The sequence below is a fragment of the Nocardia sp. NRRL S-836 genome (assembly GCF_001279525.1).
Lineage (GTDB): Bacteria > Actinomycetota > Actinomycetes > Mycobacteriales > Pseudonocardiaceae > Lentzea.
On sequence record NZ_LGDY01000105.1, the window covers coordinates 64,401 to 91,288 of the forward strand.

The following is a 26,888-nucleotide window of genomic DNA, read 5'->3' on the forward strand; positions in this document are numbered from 1 at the left end:
ACGCGCGCGTCCGCGTGACCGGAGTCTCGCCGGGCGCGGACCGGGACGAGAACCGGAACGGAAGTCCTCCGGACGGCGGTGTCCGTTGAGTGACGCGTTCCACTTCGAGTTCGCCGCGATCCCGCATTCGGGTGGCCTGCGGAATCTCGATAGGTGGCTGTCAGCTCCTGTTGAAAGGTGTTGCGCGGCAGGCTGATCACTGCCGCGCGCCTGGGGAGAGTGCGCTCAGCTGCGCCCCCGCTGCTCCGCCCGAATACCTATTGAGAAATGCGCGCGCAGCGGAGTTCGGCTCCGGTGCTTGACAGTTTTGAGCGGCGAAGAGTTGGGTGCACGCGCGTGCACGAGTTTCTGCCCGATTAACGGGTTGTTGCCTCGGCGGCGGTGTTGACGGCCCGGGAGTGCGATTGTAGATTCGATTTCACGCCCTCTTCGGGAGGTTCGCGAATTGAGTCGAATCATTCATCAATTGGCATTGAACGAGAATCATTGGCCTGCGTTGCCGGGAGTGCGCGACGCGCTGGTGACCTCGCTCGCCGAGGTCAACCTGACCGGTGACGCCCTCGCCGCCGGCCTGGAGCGGAGGCTGGCCGCCGATCTCGGCACGACACCCGACCGGGTCGTCGCCGGTGCGGGCTCCGGGGCGTTGCTGCAGCAGTTCCTCGCCGCGCACTGCGGTCCGGGCACCACCGTGGTGCACGCGTGGCCGTCCTTCGACCTCTACCCCCTGCTGATCCGCAACGCCGGAGCCGAGCCGGTGGCGGTGCCCGGCGACGCCGACGACCGGCAGGACCCCGGGGCGCTCGCCGCGGCCGTCACCGGGCAGACGCGGGTAGTGCTGGTCTGCAACCCGAACAACCCCACCGGCGAGGTGCTCGGCGAGAAGTGGCTGAGAGACCTGCTCGCCGCCCTGCCGCGGCACGTGCTCGTCCTGGTCGACGAGGCCTACCGCGAGTTCGCCGACCCGTCCGCGATCGCGGACGCGACAACGTTGTCAGACGACCCGCGGCTCGCGGTGGTGCGCACGTTCTCCAAGTCGCACGGGCTGATCGGCCTGCGGGTCGGCTACCTGGTCGGCGCGCCGGAGGTGGTGGGACCGGTGCGGCGCACCTCGCCGTTCCACCGCGTGCCCACCGTCGCCCAGGCGGCCGCGCTGGCCGCACTCGACGCCGGTCCCCGCATGCGCGAGCAGTGCCGCGAGGTGGCCGCGGAACGGGACCGCGTCCGCTCCGGGCTGCGCGAGCTCGGTTTCGACGTCCCGCCCAGCGGCGGGAACTACCTGTGGGTGCGGCTGGGGCCGCGCAACCAGGAGTTCATCGCGCACCTCGCCGAGCACGGGATCGCGGTGCGCGAGGTCGCCGGCGGCGTGCGCGTGAGCACCGGGTTGCCGGAGGCCAACGACGCCGTGCTCGTGGCGGCCCGCGCGTTCGCCGGCCGTCCCGTCGAGGAGGCCGTGCGATGACGGGCACGATGAGCGAGGCGCTGCGCACCGACGACCCGGCCGAGGCCATCCGGGACGCCCTCGCGCGCCGTCGTTCCCGCTCCGGCGGCCGGTACGGCGAGCTCACCCGCTACGCCATGGCCGTGCCGGGCAAGCTGTTGCGCCCGTTGATGCTCGTCGCGTCGGCGGAGGCGGTCGGCGGCGCCGCCGAGACCGCGCTCCCCGCCGCCGTGGCGGTCGAGCACCTGCACGTGGCGTCACTCGTGCACGACGACATCATCGACGGCGACGACCTGCGCCGCGGCCGTCCCTCCGTGCACGCGCGCTACGGCGTCGCGGACGCCATCGTGACCGGGGACGCGCTGCTCTTCGACCTGTTCGCCGCGGTCGCCGAGTGCGCGGCGCCGCCGCAGGTGGTGGTGGCGGTCGTCGCCGAGCTCGCCCACGCCGGCGGCGACCTGTGCCGCGGGCAGGTGCTGGAGTCGTCGATGGTGGCGCCGGACGCCACCCGGCGCGGCAGCGGGCTGGAGGACTACCTCGACGTCGCCGCGTTCAAGACCGGGGCGTTGTTCCGGGCCGCGTGCCGGGCCGGCGCGCTGCTCGGTGGCGGCACCGCCGAGCAGGTCGGGCTGCTCGGCGACTACGGCCACCACACCGGGGTGGCCTTCCAGATGCACGACGACCTGCTGCCCTACCTCGGCTCGGGGACGTCGGGCAAACCCGACGCGAGCGACGCGGCCAACCTCCGGCCGACGTGGCCGGTGCTGCTCGCGCACCGCGACGGCGGGCCGGAGCACCGCGAGGCCGTCGAGACCGCGTTGTCGGGCGCCCTGGCTCCGGCCGACACGCTGGAGCTGCTGCGGTTCGCGGTGACGGACAGCGGTGCGCTGGACGTGGCCCGGCGTGGCGCGCGGGAACGTTCCCGCCTCGCGCTGTCCTGCCTGCGGGGGCTGCCCGGAACCGCCGCCGTGAGCCGGCTCGCGGGCATCACCGAGATCGCGGTCGACCGTGACCGCTGAGGTGCGCGCGCCCCGGGTCACCGGGCTGACGGTGCGCGAGCGGGCACTGGCGCACTGGCAGACCTGGCGGCCCTACACGACGTGCTACCCGGCCCTGCTCGGGCTCGCGGGCGTGCTGGTCGCGGGCGGCGAACGGCCCGCGGAGCTGGCCGCCGCCGTGCTGTCGCCCGTGCTGGGGTGGATCTCCGGCCACTACCTCGGCGACCACCTCGACCGGCACCTGGACGCGATCGCCAAGCCACAGCGGCCGATCCCGTCGGGCCGGTTGTCGCCCGCCGTCGCGCTGGCCGCCGGCATCGGCTGCGCGCTCGCCTCCCTGGTGATCGCGGTCGGGTCCAACTGGCGCGTCCTGCCGTTCTTCGCGCTCGCGATCGCCGGGATCGTCTCCTACAGCGCCGTGTTCAAACGCCTGGGCTTCAGCGGGAACCTCAGCCGCGGCGCGCTGTCGGCACTCGCGCTGGTGATCGGCGCGATGACGGCGGCGACCTGGCCGCCGCCGGAGCTCCTGCCGGTGGCGCTGGGGTTCCTGCTGCACGACACCGCGTCCAACCTGATCGGCACGGTGCGCGACGTCGACGGGGACCGCGCGGGCGGGTACCGGTCCGTGCCGGTGCGCCACGGCGTCCCGGCGGCGGTCCGGCTCGCCGCCGTGCTGTGGGCGGCCGGAACGGTCGCGGTCGGCCTGCAGGCGCTGGTCGCCGCCCGGCCCGGCGCGCAGCTCACGCTGGTCGCCGTCGCGGTGGTGCTCGGCGGCTGCGCGTTCTGGGTGGCCAGGCCCGCGGCGCTGACCCCGAGGCGCGCGCTGCGCTCACACGAACTGCTGGTCGCCGAACGGCTGGTGCTCACGGCCGCCGTGGTGGCGGGCGTGACCGGCCTCGGCACCGCACTGCCGGTGCTGGTGCCGGCGCTCGTGTTCTCGCTCGTCCTGCAAGGCCGGATGCGTTCCCGGCACGAGTTCCCCGACGAGACGGGCAACAGAGGGGAGAGGTCATGACCTCGGTCGACACCGGCACCGCTGAGGAGCTGGAGACCGCCATCTCGGACGGCGCGCGGGTGCTGTTCGCCGCACAGCGCCCGGACGGGGTGTTCGACTACGGGGCGAGCAGCCTGCGGTCCACGCTCGCGACCGCCGGTGCCATCACCGCGCTGCACTTCGCCGATCCCGGTGGCTCCGCCGACCTGATCGCGGCGGGCGCCGACCGGTTGCGCCGCACGCGCAACGACGACGGCGGCTGGGCCATGGTGCCCGGCCTGCCGAGCGAACCGGGGCCCACCGCGGTGTCGGCGGCGGCACTGCACCTCGTCGACCCGGCCGCCAACGCCGCGGAGGTCGCCGCCGGGCAACGCTGGATGGCGGACTACGGCGGCCTGGACGCCATCCCGCATCCCGAGGTCGTGCTGTGGTGCCGCCAGTTCTACGGGTTCGCCGGCTGGCTCGCGCCCCGCGAGATGCGCCGGTTCCCGCTGGAGCTCGCGCTGCTGCCCGGCCTGTACCGGCGGTTGTTCGACCTGCGGCTGCCGATGGCCTCGGCGCTCGGGCTCGCGCAGGCCCGGCACCGCCCGCTGACCCGCGTGCAGCGGCTGCTGGCCCGCTGGGCCGAGCCGAACGCGCTGCGGGTCGTCCGGCAGACCTTCGAACACGAGGGCTCGGCCGGGTCGTGGTCGGAGGACGCCTGGGTGACCGGTCTCGTGTGCACCGGCCTCGCCCGTGCCGGGCTGGGACAGGACATGGTCGACGCGGCCGTGGGGTGGTTCCGGCGCACGATGCACCCCGACGGGTCCTGGGCGACGACCCCGCTGGACGCCGCCTGGACGATGTACGCGGTGCGCGGCCTGGTCGAGGCCGGCTTCGGCGCCGACCCGAGGCTCGCGACGTCGCGCGACCTGTTCGTGGCGCTGCAACAGCACCGGCCGTTCCTCGCCTTCGGCTGCCCGCCGGGGTTCTGGGGCTGGTCCGGTGCGCACGGCTGGCCTGCGGTCCTGGAGACCGGCGAGATCACGTCCGTGCTGGCGAAGCTGCCGGGCAGCGCACAGGCCGGTGCCGTGCGCACGGCCGCCGCCTGGCTGCGCGACCGCCAGGACAGCCGCGGGTCGTGGGGGCTGTGCGTGCGCAACACGAAGGTCGCCAACAGCGGACCGTGCCCGATGACGACCGCGCAGGCCGTCGACGCGCTGCTCGACGCAGGCGCGCCCGCCGACGACCCCCGCGTCCGCCGGGCGTTGCGGTGGCTGGGCCGGGCGCAGCTGCCCGACGGGAGCCACGAGTCCGTCTGGTACCGGGAGCACACGATGGGCACCGCGGCCGTGCTGGAGACCTTCGCCCGCTGCGGCCGCGCCGACGACGAGACGGCGGTCCGCGCGTGGCAGTGGCTGAACCGGACGCGCAACGCCGACGGGTCGTGGGGTGACGGTCACGGCGCCGCCGGCACGGTCGAGGAGACCGGCTGGGCGGTGTCGTCGCTGCTGGCGGCGGGGGAGGAGCCGAGTGCCGTCGCGGCGGGGGTGCGCTGGCTGCTCGACGCCCGCAACGCCGACGGCGGGTGGACACCGCACCCGGTGCACGAGTACGTGCGGCGGGTGAGCCGGTACGCCAATCCCGGGTTCACACACGGCATGGCGTTGCGCGCGCTGGGCCGCTACCGGTCGGCGGTCCGATGAACGGGCCGGACGTCGTCGTCTGCGGTGCCGGGGTGGCGGGTCTCGCCGCCGCCTGCGCGCTCGGGCGGCTGGGCCGCCGGGTCCTCGTGCTGGAGAAGCAGCCCACGCCCGCTCCCGTGGCGAAGGGGGAGGTGCTGCAGCCGGGCTCGCTCGCGATCCTGGAGGAGTGGGGCGTGACCGACCGGCTCGACCACGCGGGCGCCACGCGGCTGTCGCGGCTGGTCGCCCGTTCCTCGGACGGCCGGCCGCGCATGGTGCTCGACTACGGCCGGCTCCCGGCCGCCCACCCGTGGCTGCTGGCCCACGACTACCAGGCAATCCTCGACGCGCTGACCGACGCGCTGCCCGCCGGTGTCGAGGTGCGCCGGGGTGTGCACGTCCGCGCACCGCTGCGCACCGGCGACCGGGTGACCGGGGTGCGGTGCGACGACGGTGACATCCCCGCGGCGCTCGTCGTGGCGGCCGACGGCGTTTCCTCGCGCCTGCGCGCCGCCGTCGGGCTCAGCGCGCCGCGGCACGACTACCCGCACCGCCTGGCGGCGTTCGAGCTGCACGACGTCGACGACGTGGAACCGGACTTCTCCGCCTACGTCACCGACGGCGGGCTGCGGCTGCACTACCCGCTGCCCGGCAGGCGCGTGCGGCTCTACGTCCAGGTCGCCCCGGACGAGCTGCGCGGGCTCGGCCGCGACGGGCTGGACGGGTGGGCGCACGGGGTGCTGGCCGGGTGCACCGGGCTGGCGCCGCTGGCCGGACCGTTCCGCGCGGCCCTCGCGCGCAGGCAGGTGCTGCCGGTGTCGAGGTCGATGGCCCACAGCCTCGTCGCACCGGGTTTCGCGCTGGTCGGCGAGAGCGGTCATTCGGTGCACCCGATGGCGGCACAGGGCATGAACAGCGCGATCGCGGACGCCCACGAGCTGGCGACGGTGCTGCGGCAGGGCGGGACGCTGGCCGCCGACGTCGTGGACCACGCGCTGCGCCGCTACGACACCGCCCGCCGCGAGAACCTCGCCCACATCGGCCGGACCAGCCACAACGCCGCACGGATGATCACGACCCGGTCGTGGGTGGGCCGCCGCGCGCTGACCGGCACCGGCCGCAACGACCGCATCCGCCACGAGGTCATGCACACGATGGCCGGGCTGGGGGTCCGCCGGCTCACGCCGCTCGACCGGCTGCACCAGATCGAGCTGGTGCCGGACCCGCGCGCGAGCCGGCTGCCCTCCTGGGTGCCTCGTGCCGCCTCCGGGGAGGCGGCACGATGAGCTCACCCGCGGGCGTACTCCAGGACCACCAGGCCGTTCGGCCCCTCGATCCGCCCGCACCGCGCCAGACCGGCCGCGGCGGCGAGCACGTCGAAGTCCTCCGGCCGCCGTTCCCGGCCGCCGAGCAGGGTCAGCGACTGCAGGTCGAACGACGAGTTGTTCTTCGCGTGCTCCGCACCGGCGAGCACCTCCACCACGAGGACGCGCCCGCCGTCCGCGACCGCTTCCGCGCACCCGCGCAGGATGCGGGTGGCGTCCTCGTCGGGCCAGTCGGTCAGCACGCGGGAGACGATCAGCACGTCGTGACCGGTGGGCAGCGGGTCGAAGAAGCTGCCGCCGACGAACTTCGCCCGGCCGCCGAGCCCGGCGAGGAACTCCTCGGCCTCCGGCCGCACCTCCGGCAGGTCCAGCACAGCGCCGGTCAGGTGCGGGTGCGCGGTCAGCACCGCCGCCAGCAGCGCGCCGGTACCGCCACCGACGTCGACCACGCTCGACACGGCGCTCCAGTCGTAGCGGGTGGCGACCTCCGGGCCGGTCTGCCAGGCGAACCCGGCCATCGTCGCCCCGAAGAACACGCGCAGCTCCTCGTCATCGCGGTAGTCCGACCAGAAGTCCTTGCCGTGCACGACGCCGTAGGCCGACCGGCCGGTGCGCACGGCGTGCAGCATCCCGCTGTAGGCCAGGTCCATCTTCAGCCCGGGACCGCCGGCGTCGAGCCACGACCGCAGCAGCGCGTTCTGCTCGTCCAGCAGTGCGCGCGACACGGCGGTGAGCGCGTGCTCGCCGGGCACCGGCTCGGTGAACAGGCCCACCGCCACGAGGTGGCGCAGCAGACGGGCCAGCGCGTCCTGATCGGTGCCGGACGCCTGCGCCAGCGCCGCCGTGGTGGTGTGGCCGTCGCGCACCAGCTCGGGCAGCTTCAGCGCCACGGCGGTGCGCACCGCGAACGGCGTGGCGAGGTCGACGAGAGCGGCGAGCGCGGCGGTACCGGTGGTGTCACTGGTCACGGCGATCCTTTCGGGAATTGCCCGGAGGTGAATTCGTTGCTCTTCTGAGAGATTGCCGGGCGAACGCGTTCCAGGCAAGTGTCCGAAGCCATTTGTGCATCCGTTCTGCGGTAACGCGGAATGGTTATGAAGAATGGGTGAAAAAATGAACTCTCTGGACGTGCGGCCGCTCACCGGGGCACTCGGCGCCGAAATCCGCGGCGTCACGCTCGCCGACGTCGACGACGCCCTGTTCGACCGGATCCACCGGCTGCTGCTGGAGCACCTGGTGCTGTTCTTCCCCGACGCGGCCGGTCTCACCCCGGCCGACCACAAGGCGTTCGGCAGCAGGTTCGGGCAGCTCGAGGTGCACCGGTTCCTCCCGAAGCTGCCCGACCACGACGAGATCGTGGTGCTCGACTCCGACCAGGGCGCCAAGGCCGACGTCTGGCACACCGACGTCACGTACGCACCCTCGCCGCCCATCGCCTCGGTCCTGCAGATCGTGCGGTCGCCCGCTGTCGGCGGTGACACGATGTGGAGCAACCAGTACCTGGCCTACGAGGCGTTGTCCGAGCCGATCCGGGAGCTGGCCGACGGCCTCACCGCGTTGCACGTGTTCGAGTACGGGTCTTTCCGCAGCGAGGCGGAACATCCGGTCGTGCGCGTGCACCCGGAGACCGGCCGGCGCTCGCTGTACGTGAACCGCATGTTCACCAAGCGCATCCCGCAGCTCGCCCCCGAGGAGAGCGCGTTGCTGCTGGCACACCTGTTCAGCGTGTCCGAGAGCCCGCAGCGGGTGTGCCGCTTCCGGTGGACCGAGGGTGCGGTCGCGGTTTGGGACAACCGCGCCACGCAGCACTACGCGGTCAACGACTACTCGGCCCGCCGGGTCGGGTACCGCGTCACGGTGCTCGGCGACGAGCCGAAGGGTGACGGAGCGCGCTGGCCGAACCACCAGGTCGCCGGCATGAGCGCCACCGCGGTCAAGGACTGACGCCGTGAACGACGCCGACTTCATGGACCTGTACTGGCGGGACCCGCACGCCGCGCTGCGGCACGCCCGTGAGCACACCCCCGTGCGTGAGCTGACGTTCGAGACGGGCCCGACCTGGCTCGTCACCCGGTACGCCGACGTGCGCGCCGGCCTCGCAGACCCGCGGCTGGCGAAGGACTACCGCGCCGCGCTGCCCGCTGAAGAACGCGTGTCCGCACCGCCGGGCCTGCCCGCTCCCATGTCCCACATGCTCACCTCGCTCGACCCGCCCGACCACACGCGGCTGCGCAGGCTCGTCACCCAGGCGTTCACCGCGCGCCGGATCGCCGAGCTGCGCCCGCGCGTGGAGGCGCTGGCCGAGAACCTGCTCTCAGCGCTGCCCACCGACGAACCGGTCGACCTCGTCGCGCGCTTCGCGATCCCGTTGCCGATGGAGGTGATCTGCGAGCTGATCGGCGTGCCCGAACTGGACCGCGAGGACTTCGCCCACTGGTCGACGGTGCTGATCGACGAGTGTCCCGAACCCGAACTGGTCCGCGCGTCGGCTCAGCTGGCCGACTACCTGGGCGGCCTCGTGGCGCTGCGCCGCGCCGACCCGGACGACGCGCTGCTCTCCGGGCTCATCGCGGCCTCGGAGAACGGCGAACACCTGTCCGACCTGGAAATCGTCGCCATGGCGATGCTGTTGCTGATGGCGGGCCACGAGACCACCGCGGTGTTCGTCACGAACAGCGTGCGGGCCCTGCTGGCCGACCCGGCGGCACGGGAGCGGCTCCAGCCGGACACGGCGGGCGAGCTGATCGAGGAACTGCTGCGGTGGGTCTCACCCGCCCTCAACGCCTCGCTGCGCTTCGCCACCGAGGACCTGGAGATCAGCGGCACCACGATCCCGCGCGGCGCCTCGGTCATGCTCTCGACGGGAGCGGCCAACCGCGACACCACCCGCTTCGCCGACGCCGCCCGCCTCGACCCGGACCGCGACACCACGGGCCACGTCGCGTTCGGGCACGGCATCCACCGCTGCCTGGGCGCGGCACTCGTCCGGCTGGAGGCGGAGGTCGCGCTGACCGCGCTGTTCGGCCGCTTCCCGAAGCTGCGGGCCGACGCACCGGACGAGGAGCTGACGTTCCGCCGCAGCGTGCACGTCCACGCGCCGAGGACGTTCCCGGTGGTGCTCGGGCCGCCGTCCGGTAGCTGACGAACGGCCCGTCCTGGCGGGGCTGCCGGGGAGTCATGGCAAACGGGGTGGGTACCGCACCGGTGTGGCGCGGTACCCACCCGTGCCGCGGGAACAGGGGCCCCGCGGCGGTGTCAGGCGGTCAGCGCTGGAGCGTCAGCACGGCCGGCCGCCAGGGCAGGGAGTTGTACGGGCCGCCAGAGCCGGGCGGAAGGCCCTGGTAGAGCAGCTGGAGGTTGCACGGGTCGATGGTCTTGGTCTGGTCGGGGTTGGTGCGCACGAGGTCGCCGTGGCTGATGTCGTTGCTCCACGTGGCACCGCTGTTGGCCTTGCCCGCGAACGGGTTGCTCTCGGTGGCGGCCTGCGGGGTCCAGGAACCGCCGAGGCTGCTGGAGGTGAACGACCGGAAGAAGCGGCCGTTGGCGCCCATCGCCTCGACGATCATCAGGTACTGGTTCTGGTCCTTGACCTTGTAGACCTCGACCGCTTCGAAGAGGTTGGCGGTCGTGTCGCTCATGATCGTCGTGTAGGACGTGCCGAAGCTGCCCGGGAAGTTCCCGATCGGCATGCTGGCGCGGTAGATGTTGCCGTTGTCACCGGCGAAGAACAGGTACATGTTCTGGCCGTCACCGATGATCGTCTGGTCGAGCGCACCGCCGCCGGGGATGTTGCCGGAGAAGAGCTCCTGCGGCGCGGACCACCCGTTGGCGTTGGTGGGGTCGCTGGAGGTGCGGTAGCTGAACGTGGTGGGGCCCCACTGGTAGGCGAGCACCCAGACGTTCTTCGGGGCGAAGTAGAACAACGTGGGTGCGACCGTGCCGATGTTCATCGTGTTCTGCGGCGCGGTGGCCATGTCCGACCAGTTGGTGAACGCGCCGAAGTTCATCGAGCCGTAGTGCTGCCCGGTCTTGTCGACCGTCGAGCCGTAGACCACGTGCTTGCCGTTGTGGACGACGCTGGTGAAGTCCTTGAGCGAGATCCAGTCCGACTTCGGGTTCGCGAGCGGGCCCGTCGACGACCAGCGGTAGCTCGACGGGAGCCGGCACGACCCGCCGGGGGTGCTGTCCACGCGGACGAGCTGCCACTGCTGGTTGGCGCCGTTCCAGTCGCCGTACTGCACGACCGCCGCACCGTCCGCAGTGGACAGACCGGTCACCTCCAGTGCCTTGCCGCTGTTGCGGTTGAGCAGCCGGACGTACCCGCCGTCGGAGTCCGCGAGCCGGAACTGCTGGTTGCTGCCGTTGAGGTCCGTCCACTGCTGGACCTTCGCGCTGTCGGCGGACGAGAAGGCGGCCACGTCGAGGACCTTGCCGGAGCTCTTCGACCGCACCCGGTAGTACCCGTCGCCGGAGGCCACGAACTGCCACTGCTGGTTGGCCCCGTCGTGACGCGACCACTGCGTGATCGCCGCTCCGTCGGCGGTGGAGGAACCCGAGACGTCCACCGCCTTGCCGCTGTTGCGGTTGACCAGCACGTACCACGCGCTCGTGTCGACCGACGCCGCCGACGCCGCGGTGCCGAGCGCGACCAGCCCGCCCGCCGCGAGGACGGTGACCAGCACGGTGCTCAACCCGGATGTCCAGCTGCGGCGCCGCGCCACCCGGCGCGGCCCGCTCGGTGGGACCTGGCCCAGTGAATCCACGGTGATTCTCCTTCGGGGTCGAGGCCGCCCAGGGCCTGGGATGCGCGGTTCCACCCGCATCGGCAGCGGCGGCGCAGCGGTTGGTGTTAGCGCTAACATAGGATGGCCTGGGCGCCTGCGGGGTCAATGGACTTCGAGGGGAGTGGTGAACATCGCCGCTTCTCGAAGCTGCCAGATCCGCTCCGAATGCTCAAAAGGTTGAACATTCGACCACATGGGCGGCGAACTGAGATGTTGTCGAATCGAATTCGATGGTGGAAATCGTCGGAGCTGGTGCGGTGGAGTCGTTGACCGCCCTACGGCCTGGCGGCTATCGTCGGAAATCGAACCGCTTCGACTGGCGGGTCAGCGTTGCCGGACCGTGAAGCAGTAGCGGTCGACGTCAGAGACGGCCAGAACGTCGGCCATGAGCTTCTCGCGTCATGTCGCTTCTCTAAATCGGGTTGTGGTCACACGGGGACCGTCGACCACTCCGGTCACAGCCCAACTGTGAACGCTCACATCTACCTCGATCGTCACCGGGACACACCGTGGCGAATCTCGAAGGCATCCCCCGAGTGGCGGTCGTCGACCGGCCACCCGGCTGGACGGTCCGGCTGATCCACCGGTGCCGCCGGGCGTGCCACGCGGCCGACGATGGGGGAGCCGGTCCGCGGTCGCGCCTGTACCCCGGACCGCGCGCCTCAGCCGCAACCGGAGAAGACGGAGTTGTTCCACCGTGCGCACCCTGAACGACCGCACCGCCTGGCGAACCCTGCTGGGGTACGCCAGGCCGCAGCGGCGCACCATCCTCTGTGGAGGGATGCTCGTCCTGCTGAGCGGTCTCGCCGCCGCCGCGCAACCGCTGGCGGCCAAGGCGTTGGTCGACCGCCTGGGCTCGGGTGGCGGGATCACCGGTCTGCTGGCGCTGCTGGTCGGCCTGGCGCTGGCCGGTGCCGCGATCGCGATGGCCGGCAGCTACCTGCTCGAACGTGCCGCCGAGTCGGTCGTGCTGGGCGCCAGGACACGGCTGGCCAGGCGGCTGCTCTCGGTGCGCGTGCCCGCCGTCCAGCGCGCGGAGCCGGGAGACCTGCTGTCCCGGTTCACCGGCGACACGACGTTGCTGCGCGAGGTGTGCACGCACGCCCTCGTCGGCCTGGTCACCGGCTCGGCGACGACCGTCGTGATGGTCGTGATGATGGGCGTGATGGACCCCGTCCTGCTCGGCCTCACCCTGGGTGTCCTGCTGGTGGTGGGCCTGCTCGCGCTCGCCGGGATGCCGATGATCGAGAAGGCCTCCCACGCCGCCCAGCGCGCTGTCGGTGAGACCGGCGCGCGGCTGGAACGCGTGCTCGGCGCGTTCCGCACCGTCAAGGCCGCGGGCGCTGAGGACCGGGAGCTCACCGCGATCGAACGAGGCGCCGAGGACGCGTGGCGCGCCGGTGTCCGTTCGGCGCGGTGGGAAGCGCTGGTGCACGGCTTCAACGGCCTCGCGGTGCAGGCGTCGTTCCTGGCCGTGCTCGCCGTCGGTGGTGCGCGGGTCGCGACCGGTGCGATCCCACTGTCCACTTTGGTGGCTTTCCTGCTCTTCCTGTTCTTCCTGGAGGAACCGATCGGGCAGGTGCTGCACGCGGGTAGCAAGCTGCAGGTCGGGCTCGCCGCCGTGCGCAGGCTGGGCGAGGTCGACCGGATGGAGACCGAGCCGACCGGCACCGGGACCGCCGGAACAGGCGCGGCACACCTGACCTTCACCGACGTCCGGTTCCGGTACGGCCCTGACCTGCCGGAGGTGCTGCGCGGCGTGAGCGTCGACGTTCCCGCGCTGGGCATGACCGCCTTCGTCGGCCCGTCCGGCGCGGGCAAGTCCACGCTGTTCGCGCTGGTCGAACGGTTCTACGAGCCGGACTCCGGCCACATCGGCCTGGACGGCCTCGACCTCGCGGACTGGGACCTGGCCGTCCTGCGCGCGGGCATCGGCTACGTCGAACAGGACGCGCCGCTGCTGTCGGGATCGTTGCGCGAGAACCTCGTCTACGGCCGCCAGGACGCGACCGACGAGGAGGTCCGCGCCGTGGTGGCGCAGACCCGGCTGGACGCGCTCGTCGACCGGCTGCCCGACGGGCTGGACACCCCCGTCGGGCACCGCGGCACCTTCCTGTCCGGCGGTGAGCGCCAACGGGTCGCGCTCGCCCGTGCGCTGCTCAGCCGCCCCCAACTGCTGCTGCTCGACGAGATCACCTCGCAGCTGGACGCCGTGAACGAGATGGCGATCAGGGACGTGGTCACCACCGCGGCCAAGACGATGACGGTCCTCGTGGTGGCGCACCGGCTGTCGACCGTGACGCAGGCGGACCGGATCGTGGTGCTGGACAACGGCGTCGTGCGGGCCACCGGCACCCACGACGAGCTCGTCCTGACCGACCCGCTGTACGCCGAGTTCGCCGCCACGCAGCTGCTCACCGGCGGATGAACGCGACACAGGGTCAGCCGGTCAGGCGGAACGTGGCGTCACCGCGACCGGTCGCGGTTGTGATCGGGTGGAGCTTCAACCGGTAGGCGTGGTGCCGCACGTACCGGTCCGGGAAGTTGTACGACTGGAGCCGCTGGGCCGGGGTGCCGGGCCAGCGGGCGAGCACCCGGCTCTCCTCGGCCGCGGTGAGGGCCATGATCGCGCCGTGGCGCTTCGAAGTGCCGCCGAGTGAGTAGGCGGTCGTCGGCTGGAGCCGGTAGGTGCTGACGTCGAACGGGTTCGTCGTCAGGATCGGCTGGTACTCGCGCCCGCCGTTCGGCTTCAGGTGGTCGATGTGGAGCGCCCACTCGGCACGGCCGCGCAGCTTCGTCCACACCGGACCCTCGACCACGTTGCCGGTGAGACCGATGCTCGAAAGCGTGCCGAGCCTGGTCCACGTGCCGAGGATCGAGTTCGAGCCCTCGACGGTGTTTGGCCGTCACCGGACACGCGCACGTAGCGGTAGCCGCCGGTCGCGCCCGGCACCTCGGTCAGCTGGGTGTCGACGACCGGCGTGGCGCCGGGCGGGGTCGATGTAGAGCTGCGGCGTCGGGACGGGAGGGGTGGCCGCCGGGGGCAGCCACCCTCCCGAGCTGTGCCGCGGTCAGCCGGTCAGGCGGAACGTGGCGTCACCGCGAGCGGTCGCGGTCGTGACCGGGTCGAGCTTCAACTGGTAGGCGTAGTGCCGGATGTAGCGGTCGGGGTGGTTGTAGGACTGGAAGGAGCTCCACGACGACGACGCCAGCCCGGCGACCTGGCGGAACGTGGCGTCCGCCTGGAACTGGGCCGTGCCGTCGAGGGGTGCGAGCACGAAGTCGTAGTTGACGTGCCGCAGGTAGTAGCCGGGGTAGTTGACGGACTGGAACGACACGCCCGAGGCGTCGGCCAGGCCGGGCATGATCCGGAACTGGGCGTCCTGCGCCGGGGTGACGTTGGCGTCGATGCGCACGTCGAAGTCGGCGTGGCGGACGTAGCGGTCCTGGAAGTTGAACGACTGCAGGCGGTTCACCGGCCTGCTCGTGCCGTACCTGGCCAGCACGCGGCTTTCCTCGGCGGCGGTCAGGCTCATGATGCCGCCGTGGCGCTTGCGGCTGGTGCCGAGCGAGTAGTCCGACACGGTGCGGAAGTTGTTCGTGCTGCCGAGGTTGGTGGACGTGATCGGCATGTACCCGCGGCCGGTGGCGAACTGGTCGAGCCACAGCGCCCACTCGTTGCGGCCGTTGAACGGCATCCACATCGGACCCTCGACGACGTTGCCGCCGGTGGCGCCGTTCGAGATGCCCATGTGCGACAGGTCGCCGATGCGCGTCCACGAACCGAGGACCGTGTTGCTGCCCTCGATGGTGATCTGCCCGTCCGCGGAGGCGCGGTAGTAGCGGAAACCGCCGACACCGCCGGGGGACTCGACGATCTGGGTGTCGATGACGCCCTGGTTCCCGGGCCGGTCGATGTAGAGGGCCGGCGCGGTGACCGTGCGGAAGTCACGGGTGCGCGTGTAGTAGATGCGGTGCTTCTTGACGCCGTTGAGGGTCGCGTTCGTCGCCCAGTACACGACGTAGTCGCCGGAGGCGGGGTCGTAGATCGCCTCGGGTGCCCAGGCGTCACCCGCACCGGAGATCGCGCCGGCGACGTTCAGCAGCCGTGGCGCGGACCAGTTCGCCAGGTCCGTGGACTCCCACACGACCAGCGACGTGCTGCCGCGGTTGGCCGCGTCGCTCCACGACGTGCCGCTCGCGATGCGCAGGTCCGTCGCGATGATCCAGTAGCGGTCCCCGTTGGGGGAGCGGACGATCGCGGGGTCGCGCACGCCCTTCGTGCCCACGGTGGACAGCAGTGCCGGAGCGCCGTCGTTCAGGTCGGTCCAGTGCAGGCCGTCCCTGCTGTGCGCCAGGTAGAGCTGCTCCCCGCTCGCGGACTCGCCGGTGAAGTGCGCCATCAGGTAGCCGGTGAACGGGTCGGCGGCCGATGCCCGGTCCACCGCGACGAGGACCTGGGCGGTGAGCACCAGCAACACCGCGAGCAGGGTCGTGCCCGCACGCGACAGTGAACGTTTCACGGTTTTGTTCTCCTCCGGTCAGAGGGTGGGGACGATCGGGGCGATGGTGCCGTCGGCGTTGAACGTCATGCGGTCGACGGTGACCTCGCGGTTGGTGCCGTTGCCGCCGGGCACGGCGAACCGGTGGTAGGCGATGTGCCAGGTGTCGGTGCCGGGCACCTGGACGACCGAGTGGTGGCCGGTGCCCTTGATGCCGAGCTCCAGGCGTTTCTGCAGCACGACACCGCGTTTGGTCCACGGCCCGAGCGGCGATGGACCGGTCGCGTAGGCGACCTGGTAGTTCTCGTCACGGGTGTCGTTCTCGGACCACATGAAGTAGTAGGTGCCGTTGCGCTTGAGCACGAACGACGCCTCGCGGAAGCCCGCCGTGGTGATGGTCCGGACCGCTGCCGGGTCGAACGAGACCATGTCCGCGTTCAACGGGACGACGTACGCGGCACCGTTGCCCCAGTACAGGTAGGACCGGCCGTCGTCATCGGTGAACACCATCGGGTCGATGGCCTGACCGGGGTACGTGCCCGCACGGACCAGGGGAGTGCCGAGCGCGTCGCGGAACGGGCCGGTGGGGGAGTCGGACACGGCCACGCCCAGGTGCTTCCTCGTGTCACCGGTGGCCGCACCGCCGCTGAAGTACAGGTAGTACTTGCCGTTCTTGGCCACGACCGCGGGCGCCCAGGCCGAGTTGTCGGCCCAGGACACGTCCGGCCCGTGGTCGAGGATCACGCCGTGATCGGTCCAGTTGACGAGGTCCGGCGACGAGAACGCCTTGTAGTAGGGCGCGGACCAGCCCGCATAGCCGTCCGTCGTCGCGTACAGGTAGTAGCGGCCGTTGAAGTTCGTGATGTGCGGGTCGGCGAACAGGCCCGGGACCACCGGTCCCTTCGCGGTCTTCGGCTGCCATGGCGCCGTGATGCGGAAGGAACTGTCGGCGCGGAACCTCGCTGTGTCCTGGTAGGACTCCACCCACAGCTCGAAGTCCTTGTGCCGCAACCGCCGGTCCGGGTAGTTGAACGACACCAGCGACACCGACCCGGACACCGAACCGCCAGCGGGGCAGAACGTCGCGTCCCCGCGGAAGGCCGGCGTGCCGTCGTTGGCCTCCAGGCGCACCCGCAGGTCGCGGTGGCGCAGGAACATGCCGTTGGCCGCCTGCAGGGAGTAGCACGCCGGTGAGGCCAGGCCGTTGACGACGGTGAACGTGGCGTCCGACCTGGTCTGCGCCGAGCTGCCCGAGGTCACGGCGTCGAGCCGGCCCAGGTAGTCGGCATGGCGCACGAACCGGCCGGGGTAGTTCACCGCCTCCAGGGATCGTGCTCCCGTGGGCAGCGTGGCGGCGGACGCCGGCAGGACGGGCAGGGTGAGTGTCGAGGCGACGACGAGAGACGACACGGTGAGCAGACGTGTCCCGCGGTTCATGATGGGCTCCGATCTTCGTCGAACGGGGCGAATCACATAGTTAGCGCTAACATCTGTTGCGTGTGTAGTGGCGATGGTGCTGCGGTAACGCTATGTTAGCGTTAACATTCTCTGGCTGAGCTAAATGAAAACACAGCGGTAACTCGGGCGTCAACGGATCGTGTCGACGAGGTGTCGAACGGCTGTTGGTGCTCGGAGCCGCGCCGAGCCACGCTCTCCTCGGGCGGCGCGGGGCCGCCCTCGCGCACGCGAGGAAGCGCCGGCCTCGGTTCGGTCTGCACGCCGCTGATCGGCCGCCCCGGTGCGGCTGCCGCCGGTCCGCCGGTCGGGGAAGGCGTCCCGACGCTCGGGACCGCCTGTCCGAAAGGGTCGAGGCGGTGGCCCTTGAGGTCATTGCCGGACCGAGTCGCATTGCTTGTCGATGGACACCAGCCATACCCTTTTGCAAGCTCATTTGCCGGTTGATATGAGGCGTTGCGAGTGAGACCTTTCACGGTCGCTTTGAGCGATCTCCACGAAACGCAGAGCATGCCGTTCGTCGACGCGACCGCTCTTCGCCGGGCTGCGTCGGGAAAATCGGGTGATGTGATTTCGCTTGCTTCCGGTACGCCGTACGAGGGCGACTTCGACCTGGAAGCCGTGCAGGACTACCTGGAACTCTTCCGCCGGCACCTCGTGGTGCGCTACGGCGGTGACGAACGCGACGCGACGCGGACGATTCTCCAATACGGCCGCGTCAAAGGCGTGATCAACGACCTCGTGGCCCGGCACCTCGAGGTGGACGAACAGATCACCGCGGACGCGGACTCCATCGTCGTGACGGTGGGCGGTCAAGAAGCGCTCTTCCTGACCATGCGGGCATTGCGGCGCACCGACCAGGACGCGATTCTCGCTGTTCACCCCACGTACTTCGGCTTCGTCGGTGCGGCAGAGCTCGCCGATCTGACAGTGCTGCCGGTGAAGGACAACGCGGACGGGATCGACCTGGACGATTTGGAGAACGTGGTCGCCGAGGCCGTTGCGGCCGGCATTCGGCCACGTGCCGTCTACGTCGTGCCGGACTTCGCGAACCCCACCGGTACGACGATGCCACTGCGGACCAGGCAGCGACTCCTCGACATCGCCGGTGAACTCGGGTTGCTCATCGTGGAGGACAACGCCTACGGGCTGCTGTCAACTGATCGGGAGCATCCGCGCACTATAAAGTCGATGGACCGGAACAAGCAGGTCGTCTATTGCGGTTCGTTCGCCAAGACCGGTGTTCCCGGTGCCCGGGTCGGCTATCTCGTGGCCGACCAGCCGGTGACCGGCGGCGCCCCCGGCGAGACGTTGTCCGACGAGCTCGCCCGGATCAAGAACATGGTCACGCTGAACACGTCACCGATCGCGCAGGCGGTGATCGGCGGAAAGCTCATCCACCACAACTTCAGCCTGCGCGACGCGAATCTTGCCGTAGCCCGGCACTACCACCACAACCTCACCGTCGCACTGGACACCTTGGCCGAACTGTTCCCGGAGGGGTCCGAACCAGAGGTCACCTGGTCCGCGCCGCGAGGCGGGTTCTTCATCGTGGTGAACGTCCCGTTCGACACCACCGATGAGCTTTCCGAGGAATGTGCCGTCGAGCACGGCGTCCGATGGGTTCCGATCCACCGGTTCTACGGCGACGGGAAACCGCGCCGCCGGCTGCGCATCTCGATCAGCTCGGTCACGCCTGAGGCGCTGCGCACCGGACTCGTCAGATTGGCCGGCTTCATCTCGCAGCACGTCGAGAAGTCCACACCGAGCGTTTCGTCACCCTCCCGATCGGAATTCCTGCAATGACACAGTTGAACGAGATCGGGCCGTCGTCGACCGAACAGTCGGTCAGTGCGACCTGGCAGATCAACCTGGCGGGAAACCGGCAGGGCGCGGCGATCGAGGGCCCGCAGAAGCAGTTCTTCCGGCCCGTTGCGACCGAAGGGTTGTGCGGAGCCGCGGACCTCTCGGCCTACAGCGTGTCCCTGACGCCCGATCGGCAGGTGATCCCGCACTACCACGAAGACGACCGCATCGTCGTCATGCGCTCCGGCACGGCCGTGACCCTGCTCGCCGCACCGGACGAGACCTCGTGGGAGGTGGCGCTGGTGTCCGGACCCGGAGACATGATCTTCATTCCCGCGTTCTGGCGGCACCAGGCGGTCTGCCTGCACGACGTCGACGCCTTGGAGATCTCCGGAGACGCTCGGTTCAACCACTCCGTGGTGCTCGCTCCCGAGTTCGAACGCCCGGATCTCGAACAGGAGCTGCGAGACCGGTATTCGGCAGGGCTTCTGGCCCCCGGTGCCCACCCGGTGACCGAGCTCGCACGACCGCGCGAGCCGCTGCGTGCGGCTGACGTCGTCGGGTAGCCGTGCGCAATTCTGCCCGACCCCGTTGTGCGAATTCGGATTTTATGGCTTGGCCGAGTGGTCGTTACGGTCGAATTCATGGAGTGGAATTTCGCGACAGCCGAACAGCTCGTGGCCGCGATGCGGGCCGGTGAAGTGAGCTCGGTGGAGCTGACCGACGAGGCGATCGACCGCATAGAACGGGACGACGAGGAGATCAACGCGATCTGCGTGCCGGACTTCGACCGTGCACGAGCCGCCGCGCACGACGCCGACAAAGCGCGCGCACGGGGCGAAGACCGGCCACTGCTCGGTGTCCCGGTCACGGTCAAGGAGTGCTACAACGTCGCCGGGCTGCCCACGACGTGGGGCATGCCGGCGTACCGCGACCACGTGCCGGCCGAAGACGCGGTGCAGGTGGCACGGGTCAAGGCCGCCGGCGCGGTGGTGCTCGGCAAGACCAACGTGCCGCTGGGGTTGCAGGACCTGCAGAGCTTCAACGAGATCTACGGCACGACCGGCAACCTGTGGGACCACGACCGCACGCCCGGCGGGTCCTCCGGCGGGTCGGCGGCGGCGCTGGCGGCCGGCTTCGGCGCGTTGTCCCTCGGCACCGACATCGCCGGTTCGCTGCGCACCCCCGCGCACTTCTGCGGCGTCTACGCACACAAACCGACGCTCGGGCTGGCGGCGAGCCGCGGCATGGTGCCGCCGTCCGAACCGGCGTTGCCGGTCGAGCTCGACCTCGCCGTCGTCGGGCCGATGGCCCGCTCCGCCCGTGACCTCACGCTGCTGCTCGACGTCATGGCCGGGCCGGACCCGCTGACGTCCGGCAAGGCCTACCGGCTGACCCTGCCGCCCGCACGTCACGAGCGGCTGAGCGACTTCCGGGTCCTGGTCCTCGACGAGCACCCGTTCCTCCCGACTGGATCCGCTGTGCGGGCGGGAGTGCAACGGGTGGCCGACGCCCTCACCGACGGCGGCGCCCGCGTCGAACGGCACAGCTCACTGCTGCCCGACCTGGCCGAAGCCGCCACGCTCTACACGCAGCTGCTGTTCTCCGGTTCCGTCGCGCGCTTTCCCGTCGAGGCGCGCGAGCAGCTCCAGGCCCGTGCCGCCCGCCTGAGCGCGGACGACCGGAGCCTCGACGCGGCACGGTTGCGCGGGATGGTGCTCAGCCACAGCGACTGGCTGGAGACGCACCACCGCCGCGAGCTGCACCGGCACGGCTGGCGGCGGTTCTTCGCCGAGTTCGACGCCGTCGTGTGCCCGATCACGCCGACCCCCGCGTTCCCGCACGACCACCACCCGGACCTGCTGGAACGGCGGATCGACATCGACGGCACCGAGCACCCGTTCTTCGACCAGCTCGTCTGGGCCGGCCTGGCCACCATGCCCGGCCTGCCCGCGACCGCCGTCCCGACAGGACTGTCCACTGATGGCCTGCCGGTGGGCGTGCAGCTCATCGGCCCGATGTTCGAGGACCGCACCCCGCTGCGGCTGGCCGAGCTGCTCGAACAGGCCATGGGCGGTTTCCAGGCACCGAGGTAGGAACGGTCGACCGGCACCGCGGCCATCTGCACGGCCGCGGTGCCGCGTTCACCTGGACGAGTAATGCGCAAGTCGGTTGGTGGTCGTGGGCGGTCAGGGATCTCGGCCATTCTCCCGAGATGCCCGAGCTCGGCTGTTCCGGTGCCTGCGGCCGTCATCCTCAGCGGCTTGCCCGCAGTATCCGGATCGCCTCCGACGCCCCTCCCTCGAACGCCGCACCTCCCTCCAGGTAACCGGCGATCACCTCCGGAGCCGAGCGGTCCTCGACCTCGGTGAACCCGAGCCCGCGCAACTGCGCGGCGATCCCGTCGGGGGTGAAGTAGCTGAACAGGGGCTCGCCGAGACCGGCCAGCCGATCCGCGCGCGCCTGCTGGTACGCGCGTTCCGCGTCCGTGGTCGCGGAACGCAGGCAGTCGAACACCACCTCGACCGGCCGGGCCTGACCGGCGATGTAGGCGAGGGTGGCGTGGACGGCCTCCGGGGTCAGGTAGTAGACGACGCCCAGCCACACGAACACGGCCGGGGCCGTCCGGGCGAACCCGGCGGACTCCAGTTCCGCCGCCAGCGCCTGGGTCTCGAAGTCGACCGGCACGAAGGTCAGCGTGTCGGGGCAGTCGATCCCGGTCGCGGCGAGGCGTTCGCGCTTCCACGCCTGGGTGGCGGGGTGGTCGACCTCGAACACGCGCAGGTCGCCGTGCGGGTTGCGGTAGGCGAAGGTGTCCAGGCCCGCGCCGAGGATCACGACCTGCCGCACGCCGGCGGCAACGGCCGTGGCCACGGTGTCCTCGGCGAAGCGGGCCCTGGCAGCGAAGACCAGGCGGCGGGGCCGGTCGGTCACGGCGCCGCCGAGGCGGTCGGTCGTGGCCGTGCCCAGTGCCGGCAGGTCTTCCGCGGCGTGGCCGAGCAGGCGTGCTGCGAGGGGGTCGGTGAAGATCTGTGGCCGGTCGGCGATCTGGTGGTACGCGCGGGCGTACGCGGTGACGAGCGCTGTCCGGCTGGGTCCGCCGTTCTCCATGTACCCGACGCTACTCACGACGCGTCGGGTACACCGGCGACACGGGACGGGAGGGCGCCTCCCGGGGTCTGGACGAGTGGTGCGCAAGTCGAGGCGGTAGCCGGAGACGGACGAAGGGTGTTCGAGATCCGTTTGTGACGACCGATCCGAACACCCTTCTGACCGCACTCAACGTCAAGATCGACGACCGCCTTGCCGGGGCCCTCACAGCCGCGATCTGGCACAACCGCGCCACCGGCCAACCCGTCACCCGGTTGCTGACCGCCTACGACCACTGACCGACTTGCGCATTACTCGTCTAGAGGCTCTTCATGATGGTGTCGATCGCCTTGCCGAGCTGCGCGTACTTCTGCGTGTACAGCACCGGGAACACGCCGGGCGGGTCGGCCGGGCGGTCGGCGTCGACGTAGTCGGTGCCCAGGTTGCAGAACACGACCACGACGTAGTTGCGGTTGTCCTTGCCGCGGAACGACTTCACGATGCCCGCGTCGGAGCCGGTGGTGTCCACCCAGCCGGTCTTGTGGGCGAAGGTGACCTCGGCGGCCTCGTTGCACGGGCGGACATCGCGGTCGTAGACGGCGTCACCGACGGTCACGGTGCCGTCCGGCTTGATCCAGCGCTCCGGCACCCGCTGCGGAATGCCCTGCACCGGGTAGGCGCGGCCGCACCAGTTCGGCGTGGACAGCATCTCGTTGTGCCCCTGGCCCGCGAGCGTCTCCTGGAAGAACCGCCGCGACGACGCCGACAGCTCGTTGCGCGTGACCTGCTTGCCCGCGTCCGTCGTCCACAGCACACCGAAACCGCCGTTGACCAGCAGCAGGAGCTTGGCGGTGTCGAGGCCGCTCATGTTCGAGTCGATCCAGCGCCCGCCGTTGCCGGGGAGGGTCCCGGTGACCATCAGGGTCGGCATGCCGAGGTCCGCGAAGGTCCGGTTCACGGCGTCCCACGAGTTCAGGTCGTGGATCAGCTTGATCAGCGCGCAGGTCGACTCGTTCTGCGACTTCGTGATCATCTCGTCGAACAGCTGCCTGACCTTCTTCGTCGACTTGCCACCGCACGCCTCGCGCACCGGGTTCGGGTCGTAGACGTAGTCGGCGTCGAGGTCGACCTTGCCCTGGTCGGCGAGGCGCAGCACGCCGAAGCCCACCATCAGCTTGAGCACCGACGCCGGGTACGGCGACGAGAAGTCGATCGCCGCGTTCTCGCGCCCCGGCAGCACGTCACGGGTGCCCTTGCCGCCGTTGGCGTCCCACTCGTCGTCGTCCCACCAGCGGTAGCGCACCTGGTCGGTCGCCAGGCTCCGGTGCTTGACGGGCACGACCACGCCGTTCGGGTACTGCGGGCTGAGCAGCACGTTCGCCACCGCCGCCGGCCGTCCGAACGCGTCGAGCTGGATGATCGCCGCGTCCATGTTCGGCGTCTGGTGCAACGGCTTGCCGGCCTGCACCGACAGCGCCCTGGCCTTGTTCGCCAGCTCCGCCGGGCTCGGGTCGTACTTCTCCTTCTTCCCCGCCGACCGCGCGGTGCCGGTCGCCGGCGGCGTCAGGTCGATGACGTCCTTGAAGTTCTGCGCCACGATCGCCTCGCGCAGGCGCTCGGCCAGCGGGTGGTGCTCCTCCCCGGCGTTGGCGACCGGTGCCAGAGCGGCGCCCGTGATCGTGAGTGCCGTGCACAGCGCAGTGAACCGCGTGAGATTCATCCGCTCCCCAGTGAGTCAGTCCGGCTGCCGCCGGACGGTCTTTCCGTACCCCATTGATCACGCAGCGGAGGCGATCTTGGTTGCATCGACCGCGCGTCGCCCGTGAACCGGGTCAGTACAGGATCGTCCCGTGCCGGCGCCCGGCGCGCACGGTCAGGTTGCCGTCCTGTCGGGTTGCGGGGCGGCGGTCAGGTCCTGCGCGAGATGACCATGATGTAGTCGCAGGGCGCGTCCGTCCGGTTGGCGAAGCCGTGGTCCGCGTCGGCCTGGAAGAACAGGGAGTCGCCTGTGCCCAGGGTTTCGCTGATCCCGCCGATCGCGACGGTGAGGGTGCCGTCGAGCACCACGAGCTGTTTCTCCGTGCCCGGTGGGTACGCGGGCAGCAGCCCGGTGGAGACCTGCGCGGGGAGGTGGTGGACGACCATCTCGGCCCCTCCCGCGCCCGGCGCTGCCGACACGATGTGCCGCTCGAAGCCGGTTTCGGGGTCGCGGAAAACAGGACGTTCGGCCTTGCGCATGACGACGGCCACAGCGGACGCGTCAGCAGCCGGTGCACCGACCAGGTCCGAGAGCGAGGCGCCGAGCGCGTGGGCGATCTTGGACGCGACACCGATCGTCGGGCTCTTCTCGCCGCGTTCGACCTTGGACAGCATCGCCCGGCTGACCGATGACCGCGTGGACAGCTGGTCCAGCGTCAGGCCCGCTTCCTCACGGCGCCGCCGCACGTTGCCGCCGAACGCGCCGGCCAGGTCGTCACCGTGCTCTGGTCCGGCCGCGTTTCCGTCTTGCCCGAGCATCGTGCTCCTCGATCGATGGCTACCCCGCCGCCCACAGAGTATGGTCTCTTCTAAAGGAGATATCGTCTTCTATCGGAGACGCGCGGTGCACTGGGGGAGTTATGCGGTTGATGTCGAGTGGACGGCTCCACGCCACGTTCGAGTTCGGCGACCTGCGGGTGATCTCGTTGCGCGACGGGTACATCGACATGCCGCCGACCCGGCTGCGCGACGAGGACGGCTGCGCGCTCGACCAGCTGCCGGCCGCCGTCCCACTGGTCGGCGGCAACTTGCGGCTTGCGGTCAACGCTTTCTTCGTCACCGACGGCACGCGCTCGGTTCTCATCGACACCGGCGCGTCCGACGTCTGGCACGAGCCGACCATGGGATTGATCTACGACGCGCTGGACGAAGCCGGAGTCGACCGCGCACGTGTCACCGACGTGGCCATCACCCACAGGCACGAGGACCACGTGAGCGGCCTGATCGCGCCGGACGGTTCAGAGGCGTTCCCCGAGCTCGAGCGCGTGTGGATCGGCGCGGGTGACGCCTCGGTGTTCACGGGGCGGCTCGAGCCGATCCGCGACCGGGTCGTACCCGTGTCGGAGGAGGTCGCGATCAACGACTGGACCACCGCGATCCCGGCACCGGGCCACACGCCCGGTCACACCGTCTACGAGGTCAGGGGCGGCGCCGGGCACCTCCTCGTCTGGGGCGACACCGTGCACGTCCCCGCGCTCCAGTTCGACCGGCCGAACGTGTCCTGGGAGTTCGACGGTGACCAGTCCCAGGCCCGCTCCGCGCGAGCGGCGCTCCTCGAACGGCTGAGCCGGCCACACCACTTCGTGGCCGGCGCCCACCTCGACTCACCCGGCATCGCCCGCGTGACCCCGTCCGGCGACGGTTATGCGCTGGAACACCTCGCGCCACCCATCGGCTGATCGAGCCGAAATGATCTTGCGACCGATCCCGATGGCTGGCGCGTCTTCGACGCTGCAACCGTGGACGAGTCCGAAGTGGACTCTCCACTGCCCTGCTGACGCCTGTGCGGTGAAACGTCCGCCCGTGTGCAGGTCAACACCGCTCTTTGCGAGGCACAGCTCACTGAACGGTGCCGCAGTCCGGCAGAAGCGCGAGCTCCGCTTCCGCGGCCTCCCGCTGCGCGCGGTTGCCCAGTGCGTCGAGCTTCCCGAGCGCGAACGTCAGGCAGGCCCGAGCTTGCTCGACCTCACCCTTGTGGCGCCGCGCGACACCTTCGCTGAGCGCCAGTTCGGCTTCGGTGCGGTAGCTCAGCTGGAGCGCACCGATCGTCGTTCTCGCATCGTGGTAGCTGTCCGCCGCTTCCTTCCAGCGCGCCAACGCCGACAGGCAGTCGCCCATGAGCGTCAACAGCAGCGCCATCACCCTGCGCGCCGTTTCCGGGTTGGTCTGGTCGCGGTTCTGCCTCGTCTGCTCGAGTGTGCTCGCGAACCGCTCCAACGCGTCGGAGAACCTGCCTGCTGCCAGCAGGCAGACGCCCAAGCCGAGGGACGTCCAGACCCGGTGCCGGAAGTAACCGAACTCACCGGACCTCTCATAGGCGAAGGTGATGTGTTCGAGCGCTTCCGCGGACTCGCCGAGGTGTGAGAGCACCAGTCCGATGGTCGATCTGGCGGACATGACGATCTGGCGGTGTCCGATCTCCTCCGCAACCGCCACCGCTTCCCGCAGCGTTGTGAGCGCGAGCTCCTGTTCGTCGGTACAGCGGTGCTGCGTCGCGCCGAGCAGGTTCAGCATCTCGGCCTCACCGCGCCGGTCGCGGAGTGCCCTGGCGGCCTGCAGGCCGAGTTCGAAGACCTCGTCCCAGCGGTGCTTCTGCTCGCGGCCGAAGGCATAGCGGTGGATCGAGCCGGCCAGGTCGAGCACCTGGCGGTGCCGGCCGNNNNCGAGGCTTCCTGGTCGAGCCACTCGGCCGCCTGTTCGTACGACCGGAACGGGCAGTCCGGCGGCACGTCCCGCACCTCCGGGAAGAACAACCTGCCCGCAGCGCCCGCCAGCCCCAGAACGTGCGCGGCGAAAGCATCACGCAGCTGGTGGCGCACGTCCTGCGGCTCTTCCTCGAGCCAGCGTTCCCGCGCGAAGATGCGGATCAGGTCGTGGAACTGGAAGTGGATCGACTCGGTCGTGATGGTCAGCAAGGACATCTCGACGAGCTCGTCCAGCACCAGACCGACCTCGGCCACCGGCACACCGGTCGCCACAGCGGCGAGATCGTCGTCGAAGTGCACGCCGGGCACGACGGCCAACCGGCGGAACACCGATCGGGCCTGCGGCGACAACGCCTGGTACGACAGCGC

At 70.7% G+C, this 26,888-nt stretch carries 22 protein-coding genes; 13 read left to right on the top strand and 9 right to left on the bottom strand.

The window, feature by feature from the left end:
- Positions 1-472 precede the first annotated feature (472 nt).
- Genes ADL03_RS23760 through ADL03_RS23780 form a run of 5 tightly spaced genes read left to right on the top strand, consistent with a single transcriptional unit; the run spans position 473 to position 6,380 of the window.
- Positions 473-1,459, top strand: a complete 987-nt coding sequence (locus tag ADL03_RS23760; protein ID WP_369809010.1) for an aminotransferase class I/II-fold pyridoxal phosphate-dependent enzyme — start codon at positions 473-475, stop codon at positions 1,457-1,459.
- Positions 1,456-2,457 (top strand): polyprenyl synthetase family protein, encoded by a 1,002-nt coding sequence (locus ADL03_RS23765; protein ID WP_053735741.1) that lies wholly within the window; start codon positions 1,456-1,458, stop codon positions 2,455-2,457. The genes ADL03_RS23760 and ADL03_RS23765 overlap by 4 nt, the downstream gene beginning before the upstream one ends.
- Positions 2,447-3,451 (top strand): UbiA family prenyltransferase, encoded by a 1,005-nt coding sequence (locus ADL03_RS23770; protein ID WP_197288592.1) that lies wholly within the window; start codon positions 2,447-2,449, stop codon positions 3,449-3,451. Before ADL03_RS23765 ends, ADL03_RS23770 begins: the two co-directional genes overlap by 11 nt.
- Entirely contained in the window at positions 3,448-5,115 is a 1,668-nt protein-coding gene (locus ADL03_RS23775) for a prenyltransferase/squalene oxidase repeat-containing protein (RefSeq protein ID WP_053735742.1), read from the top strand. The genes ADL03_RS23770 and ADL03_RS23775 overlap by 4 nt, the downstream gene beginning before the upstream one ends.
- On the top strand, positions 5,112-6,380 hold the full coding sequence (locus tag ADL03_RS23780) for an NAD(P)/FAD-dependent oxidoreductase (RefSeq protein WP_053735743.1): 1,269 nt from the start codon (positions 5,112-5,114) through the stop codon (positions 6,378-6,380). The genes ADL03_RS23775 and ADL03_RS23780 overlap by 4 nt, the downstream gene beginning before the upstream one ends.
- A gap of 2 nt (positions 6,381-6,382) precedes the next feature.
- Here ADL03_RS23780 and ADL03_RS23785 read toward each other — a convergent pair whose 3' ends face one another.
- Positions 6,383-7,387, bottom strand: a complete 1,005-nt coding sequence (locus tag ADL03_RS23785; protein WP_053735744.1) for a methyltransferase — start codon at positions 7,385-7,387, stop codon at positions 6,383-6,385.
- 145 nt (positions 7,388-7,532) lie between these two features.
- Here ADL03_RS23785 and ADL03_RS23790 point away from each other — a divergent pair, with 145 nt between their 5' ends.
- Together ADL03_RS23790 and ADL03_RS23795 are read left to right on the top strand one after the other, a co-directional pair.
- The gene (locus tag ADL03_RS23790) at positions 7,533-8,363 is read left to right on the top strand and encodes a TauD/TfdA family dioxygenase (RefSeq protein ID WP_082373415.1); all 831 of its coding nucleotides are present in this window, start codon (positions 7,533-7,535) and stop codon (positions 8,361-8,363) included.
- 4 nt (positions 8,364-8,367) lie between these two features.
- Entirely contained in the window at positions 8,368-9,561 is a 1,194-nt protein-coding gene (locus tag ADL03_RS23795) for a cytochrome P450 (RefSeq protein WP_197288593.1), read from the top strand.
- Between the two features lie 121 nt (positions 9,562-9,682).
- On the opposite strand, the gene ADL03_RS23800 is transcribed toward ADL03_RS23795, so the two are convergent.
- Positions 9,683-11,182: a non-reducing end alpha-L-arabinofuranosidase family hydrolase gene (locus ADL03_RS23800; protein ID WP_053735746.1), complete on the bottom strand. Its 1,500-nt coding sequence runs from the start codon at positions 11,180-11,182 to the stop codon at positions 9,683-9,685.
- A 718-nt stretch (positions 11,183-11,900) separates the two neighbouring features.
- Between ADL03_RS23800 and ADL03_RS23805 the strand changes: the two genes are divergently transcribed.
- On the top strand, positions 11,901-13,631 hold the full coding sequence (locus ADL03_RS23805) for an ABC transporter ATP-binding protein (protein ID WP_053735747.1): 1,731 nt from the start codon (positions 11,901-11,903) through the stop codon (positions 13,629-13,631).
- A 13-nt stretch (positions 13,632-13,644) separates the two neighbouring features.
- Here ADL03_RS23805 and ADL03_RS48625 read toward each other — a convergent pair whose 3' ends face one another.
- The 3 genes from ADL03_RS48625 to ADL03_RS23820 all read right to left on the bottom strand — a co-directional run bounded on the left by ADL03_RS48625 (position 13,645) and on the right by ADL03_RS23820 (position 17,142).
- Complete coding sequence (locus ADL03_RS48625) at positions 13,645-14,022, bottom strand: AbfB domain-containing protein (protein WP_053735748.1); 378 nt, start codon at positions 14,020-14,022, stop codon at positions 13,645-13,647.
- Positions 14,023-14,274: 252 nt separating this feature from the next.
- The gene (locus ADL03_RS23815; protein WP_053735749.1) at positions 14,275-15,726 is read right to left on the bottom strand and encodes a glycoside hydrolase family 43 protein; all 1,452 of its coding nucleotides are present in this window, start codon (positions 15,724-15,726) and stop codon (positions 14,275-14,277) included.
- A gap of 18 nt (positions 15,727-15,744) precedes the next feature.
- Positions 15,745-17,142, bottom strand: a complete 1,398-nt coding sequence (locus ADL03_RS23820; RefSeq protein WP_053735750.1) for a family 43 glycosylhydrolase — start codon at positions 17,140-17,142, stop codon at positions 15,745-15,747.
- Between the two features lie 585 nt (positions 17,143-17,727).
- On the opposite strand from ADL03_RS23820, the gene ADL03_RS23825 reads away from it, so the two are divergent.
- The 3 genes from ADL03_RS23825 to ADL03_RS23835 all read left to right on the top strand — a co-directional run bounded on the left by ADL03_RS23825 (position 17,728) and on the right by ADL03_RS23835 (position 21,062).
- The gene (locus ADL03_RS23825; protein WP_197288594.1) at positions 17,728-18,966 is read left to right on the top strand and encodes a PLP-dependent aminotransferase family protein; all 1,239 of its coding nucleotides are present in this window, start codon (positions 17,728-17,730) and stop codon (positions 18,964-18,966) included.
- Entirely contained in the window at positions 18,963-19,532 is a 570-nt protein-coding gene (locus ADL03_RS23830) for a hypothetical protein (protein WP_157529132.1), read from the top strand. The genes ADL03_RS23825 and ADL03_RS23830 overlap by 4 nt, the downstream gene beginning before the upstream one ends.
- Before the next feature lie 78 nt (positions 19,533-19,610).
- The gene (locus tag ADL03_RS23835; protein ID WP_053735752.1) at positions 19,611-21,062 is read left to right on the top strand and encodes an amidase; all 1,452 of its coding nucleotides are present in this window, start codon (positions 19,611-19,613) and stop codon (positions 21,060-21,062) included.
- A gap of 160 nt (positions 21,063-21,222) precedes the next feature.
- Here ADL03_RS23835 and ADL03_RS23840 read toward each other — a convergent pair whose 3' ends face one another.
- Positions 21,223-22,077 (bottom strand): class I SAM-dependent methyltransferase, encoded by an 855-nt coding sequence (locus ADL03_RS23840; RefSeq protein ID WP_053735753.1) that lies wholly within the window; start codon positions 22,075-22,077, stop codon positions 21,223-21,225.
- A 134-nt stretch (positions 22,078-22,211) separates the two neighbouring features.
- Between ADL03_RS23840 and ADL03_RS48630 the strand changes: the two genes are divergently transcribed.
- Entirely contained in the window at positions 22,212-22,355 is a 144-nt protein-coding gene (locus ADL03_RS48630; protein WP_197288601.1) for a hypothetical protein, read from the top strand.
- 20 nt (positions 22,356-22,375) lie between these two features.
- On the opposite strand, the gene ADL03_RS23845 is transcribed toward ADL03_RS48630, so the two are convergent.
- Together ADL03_RS23845 and ADL03_RS23850 are read right to left on the bottom strand one after the other, a co-directional pair.
- Positions 22,376-23,776 carry a serine hydrolase gene (locus ADL03_RS23845; RefSeq protein WP_082373417.1) on the bottom strand — a complete coding sequence of 467 codons (1,401 nt, stop codon included), beginning with the start codon at positions 23,774-23,776 and terminating at the stop codon, positions 22,376-22,378.
- A gap of 188 nt (positions 23,777-23,964) precedes the next feature.
- Complete coding sequence (locus ADL03_RS23850) at positions 23,965-24,573, bottom strand: XRE family transcriptional regulator (protein WP_053735754.1); 609 nt, start codon at positions 24,571-24,573, stop codon at positions 23,965-23,967.
- 110 nt (positions 24,574-24,683) lie between these two features.
- On the opposite strand from ADL03_RS23850, the gene ADL03_RS23855 reads away from it, so the two are divergent.
- The gene (locus ADL03_RS23855; RefSeq protein ID WP_231642172.1) at positions 24,684-25,493 is read left to right on the top strand and encodes an MBL fold metallo-hydrolase; all 810 of its coding nucleotides are present in this window, start codon (positions 24,684-24,686) and stop codon (positions 25,491-25,493) included.
- A gap of 160 nt (positions 25,494-25,653) precedes the next feature.
- Here the strand turns inward: ADL03_RS23855 and ADL03_RS23860 are convergent, their stop codons facing one another.
- A complete protein-coding gene (locus tag ADL03_RS23860; protein ID WP_053735756.1) occupies positions 25,654-26,328 on the bottom strand; it encodes a tetratricopeptide repeat protein in 675 nt (224 codons plus the stop codon).
- Positions 26,329-26,888: the final 560 nt, after the last annotated feature.

Bases quoted from the DNA above. Each gene is read 5' to 3' on its own strand.
- ADL03_RS23765 (WP_053735741.1), top strand. From the start codon at position 1,456: ATGACGGGCACGATGAGCGAGGCGCTGCGCACCGACGACCCGGCCGAG.
- ADL03_RS23775 (WP_053735742.1), top strand. From the start codon at position 3,448: ATGACCTCGGTCGACACCGGCACCGCTGAGGAGCTGGAGACCGCCATC.
- ADL03_RS23780 (WP_053735743.1), top strand. From the start codon at position 5,112: ATGAACGGGCCGGACGTCGTCGTCTGCGGTGCCGGGGTGGCGGGTCTC.
- ADL03_RS23790 (WP_082373415.1), top strand. From the start codon at position 7,533: ATGAACTCTCTGGACGTGCGGCCGCTCACCGGGGCACTCGGCGCCGAA.
- ADL03_RS23820 (WP_053735750.1), bottom strand. From the start codon at position 17,142: ATGAACCGCGGGACACGTCTGCTCACCGTGTCGTCTCTCGTCGTCGCC.
- ADL03_RS23830 (WP_157529132.1), top strand. From the start codon at position 18,963: ATGACACAGTTGAACGAGATCGGGCCGTCGTCGACCGAACAGTCGGTC.
- ADL03_RS23835 (WP_053735752.1), top strand. From the start codon at position 19,611: ATGGAGTGGAATTTCGCGACAGCCGAACAGCTCGTGGCCGCGATGCGG.
- ADL03_RS23840 (WP_053735753.1), bottom strand. From the start codon at position 22,077: ATGGAGAACGGCGGACCCAGCCGGACAGCGCTCGTCACCGCGTACGCC.
- ADL03_RS23845 (WP_082373417.1), bottom strand. From the start codon at position 23,776: ATGAATCTCACGCGGTTCACTGCGCTGTGCACGGCACTCACGATCACG.
- ADL03_RS23850 (WP_053735754.1), bottom strand. From the start codon at position 24,573: ATGCTCGGGCAAGACGGAAACGCGGCCGGACCAGAGCACGGTGACGAC.
- ADL03_RS23855 (WP_231642172.1), top strand. From the start codon at position 24,684: ATGTCGAGTGGACGGCTCCACGCCACGTTCGAGTTCGGCGACCTGCGG.
- ADL03_RS23860 (WP_053735756.1), bottom strand. From the start codon at position 26,328: ATGCTGAACCTGCTCGGCGCGACGCAGCACCGCTGTACCGACGAACAG.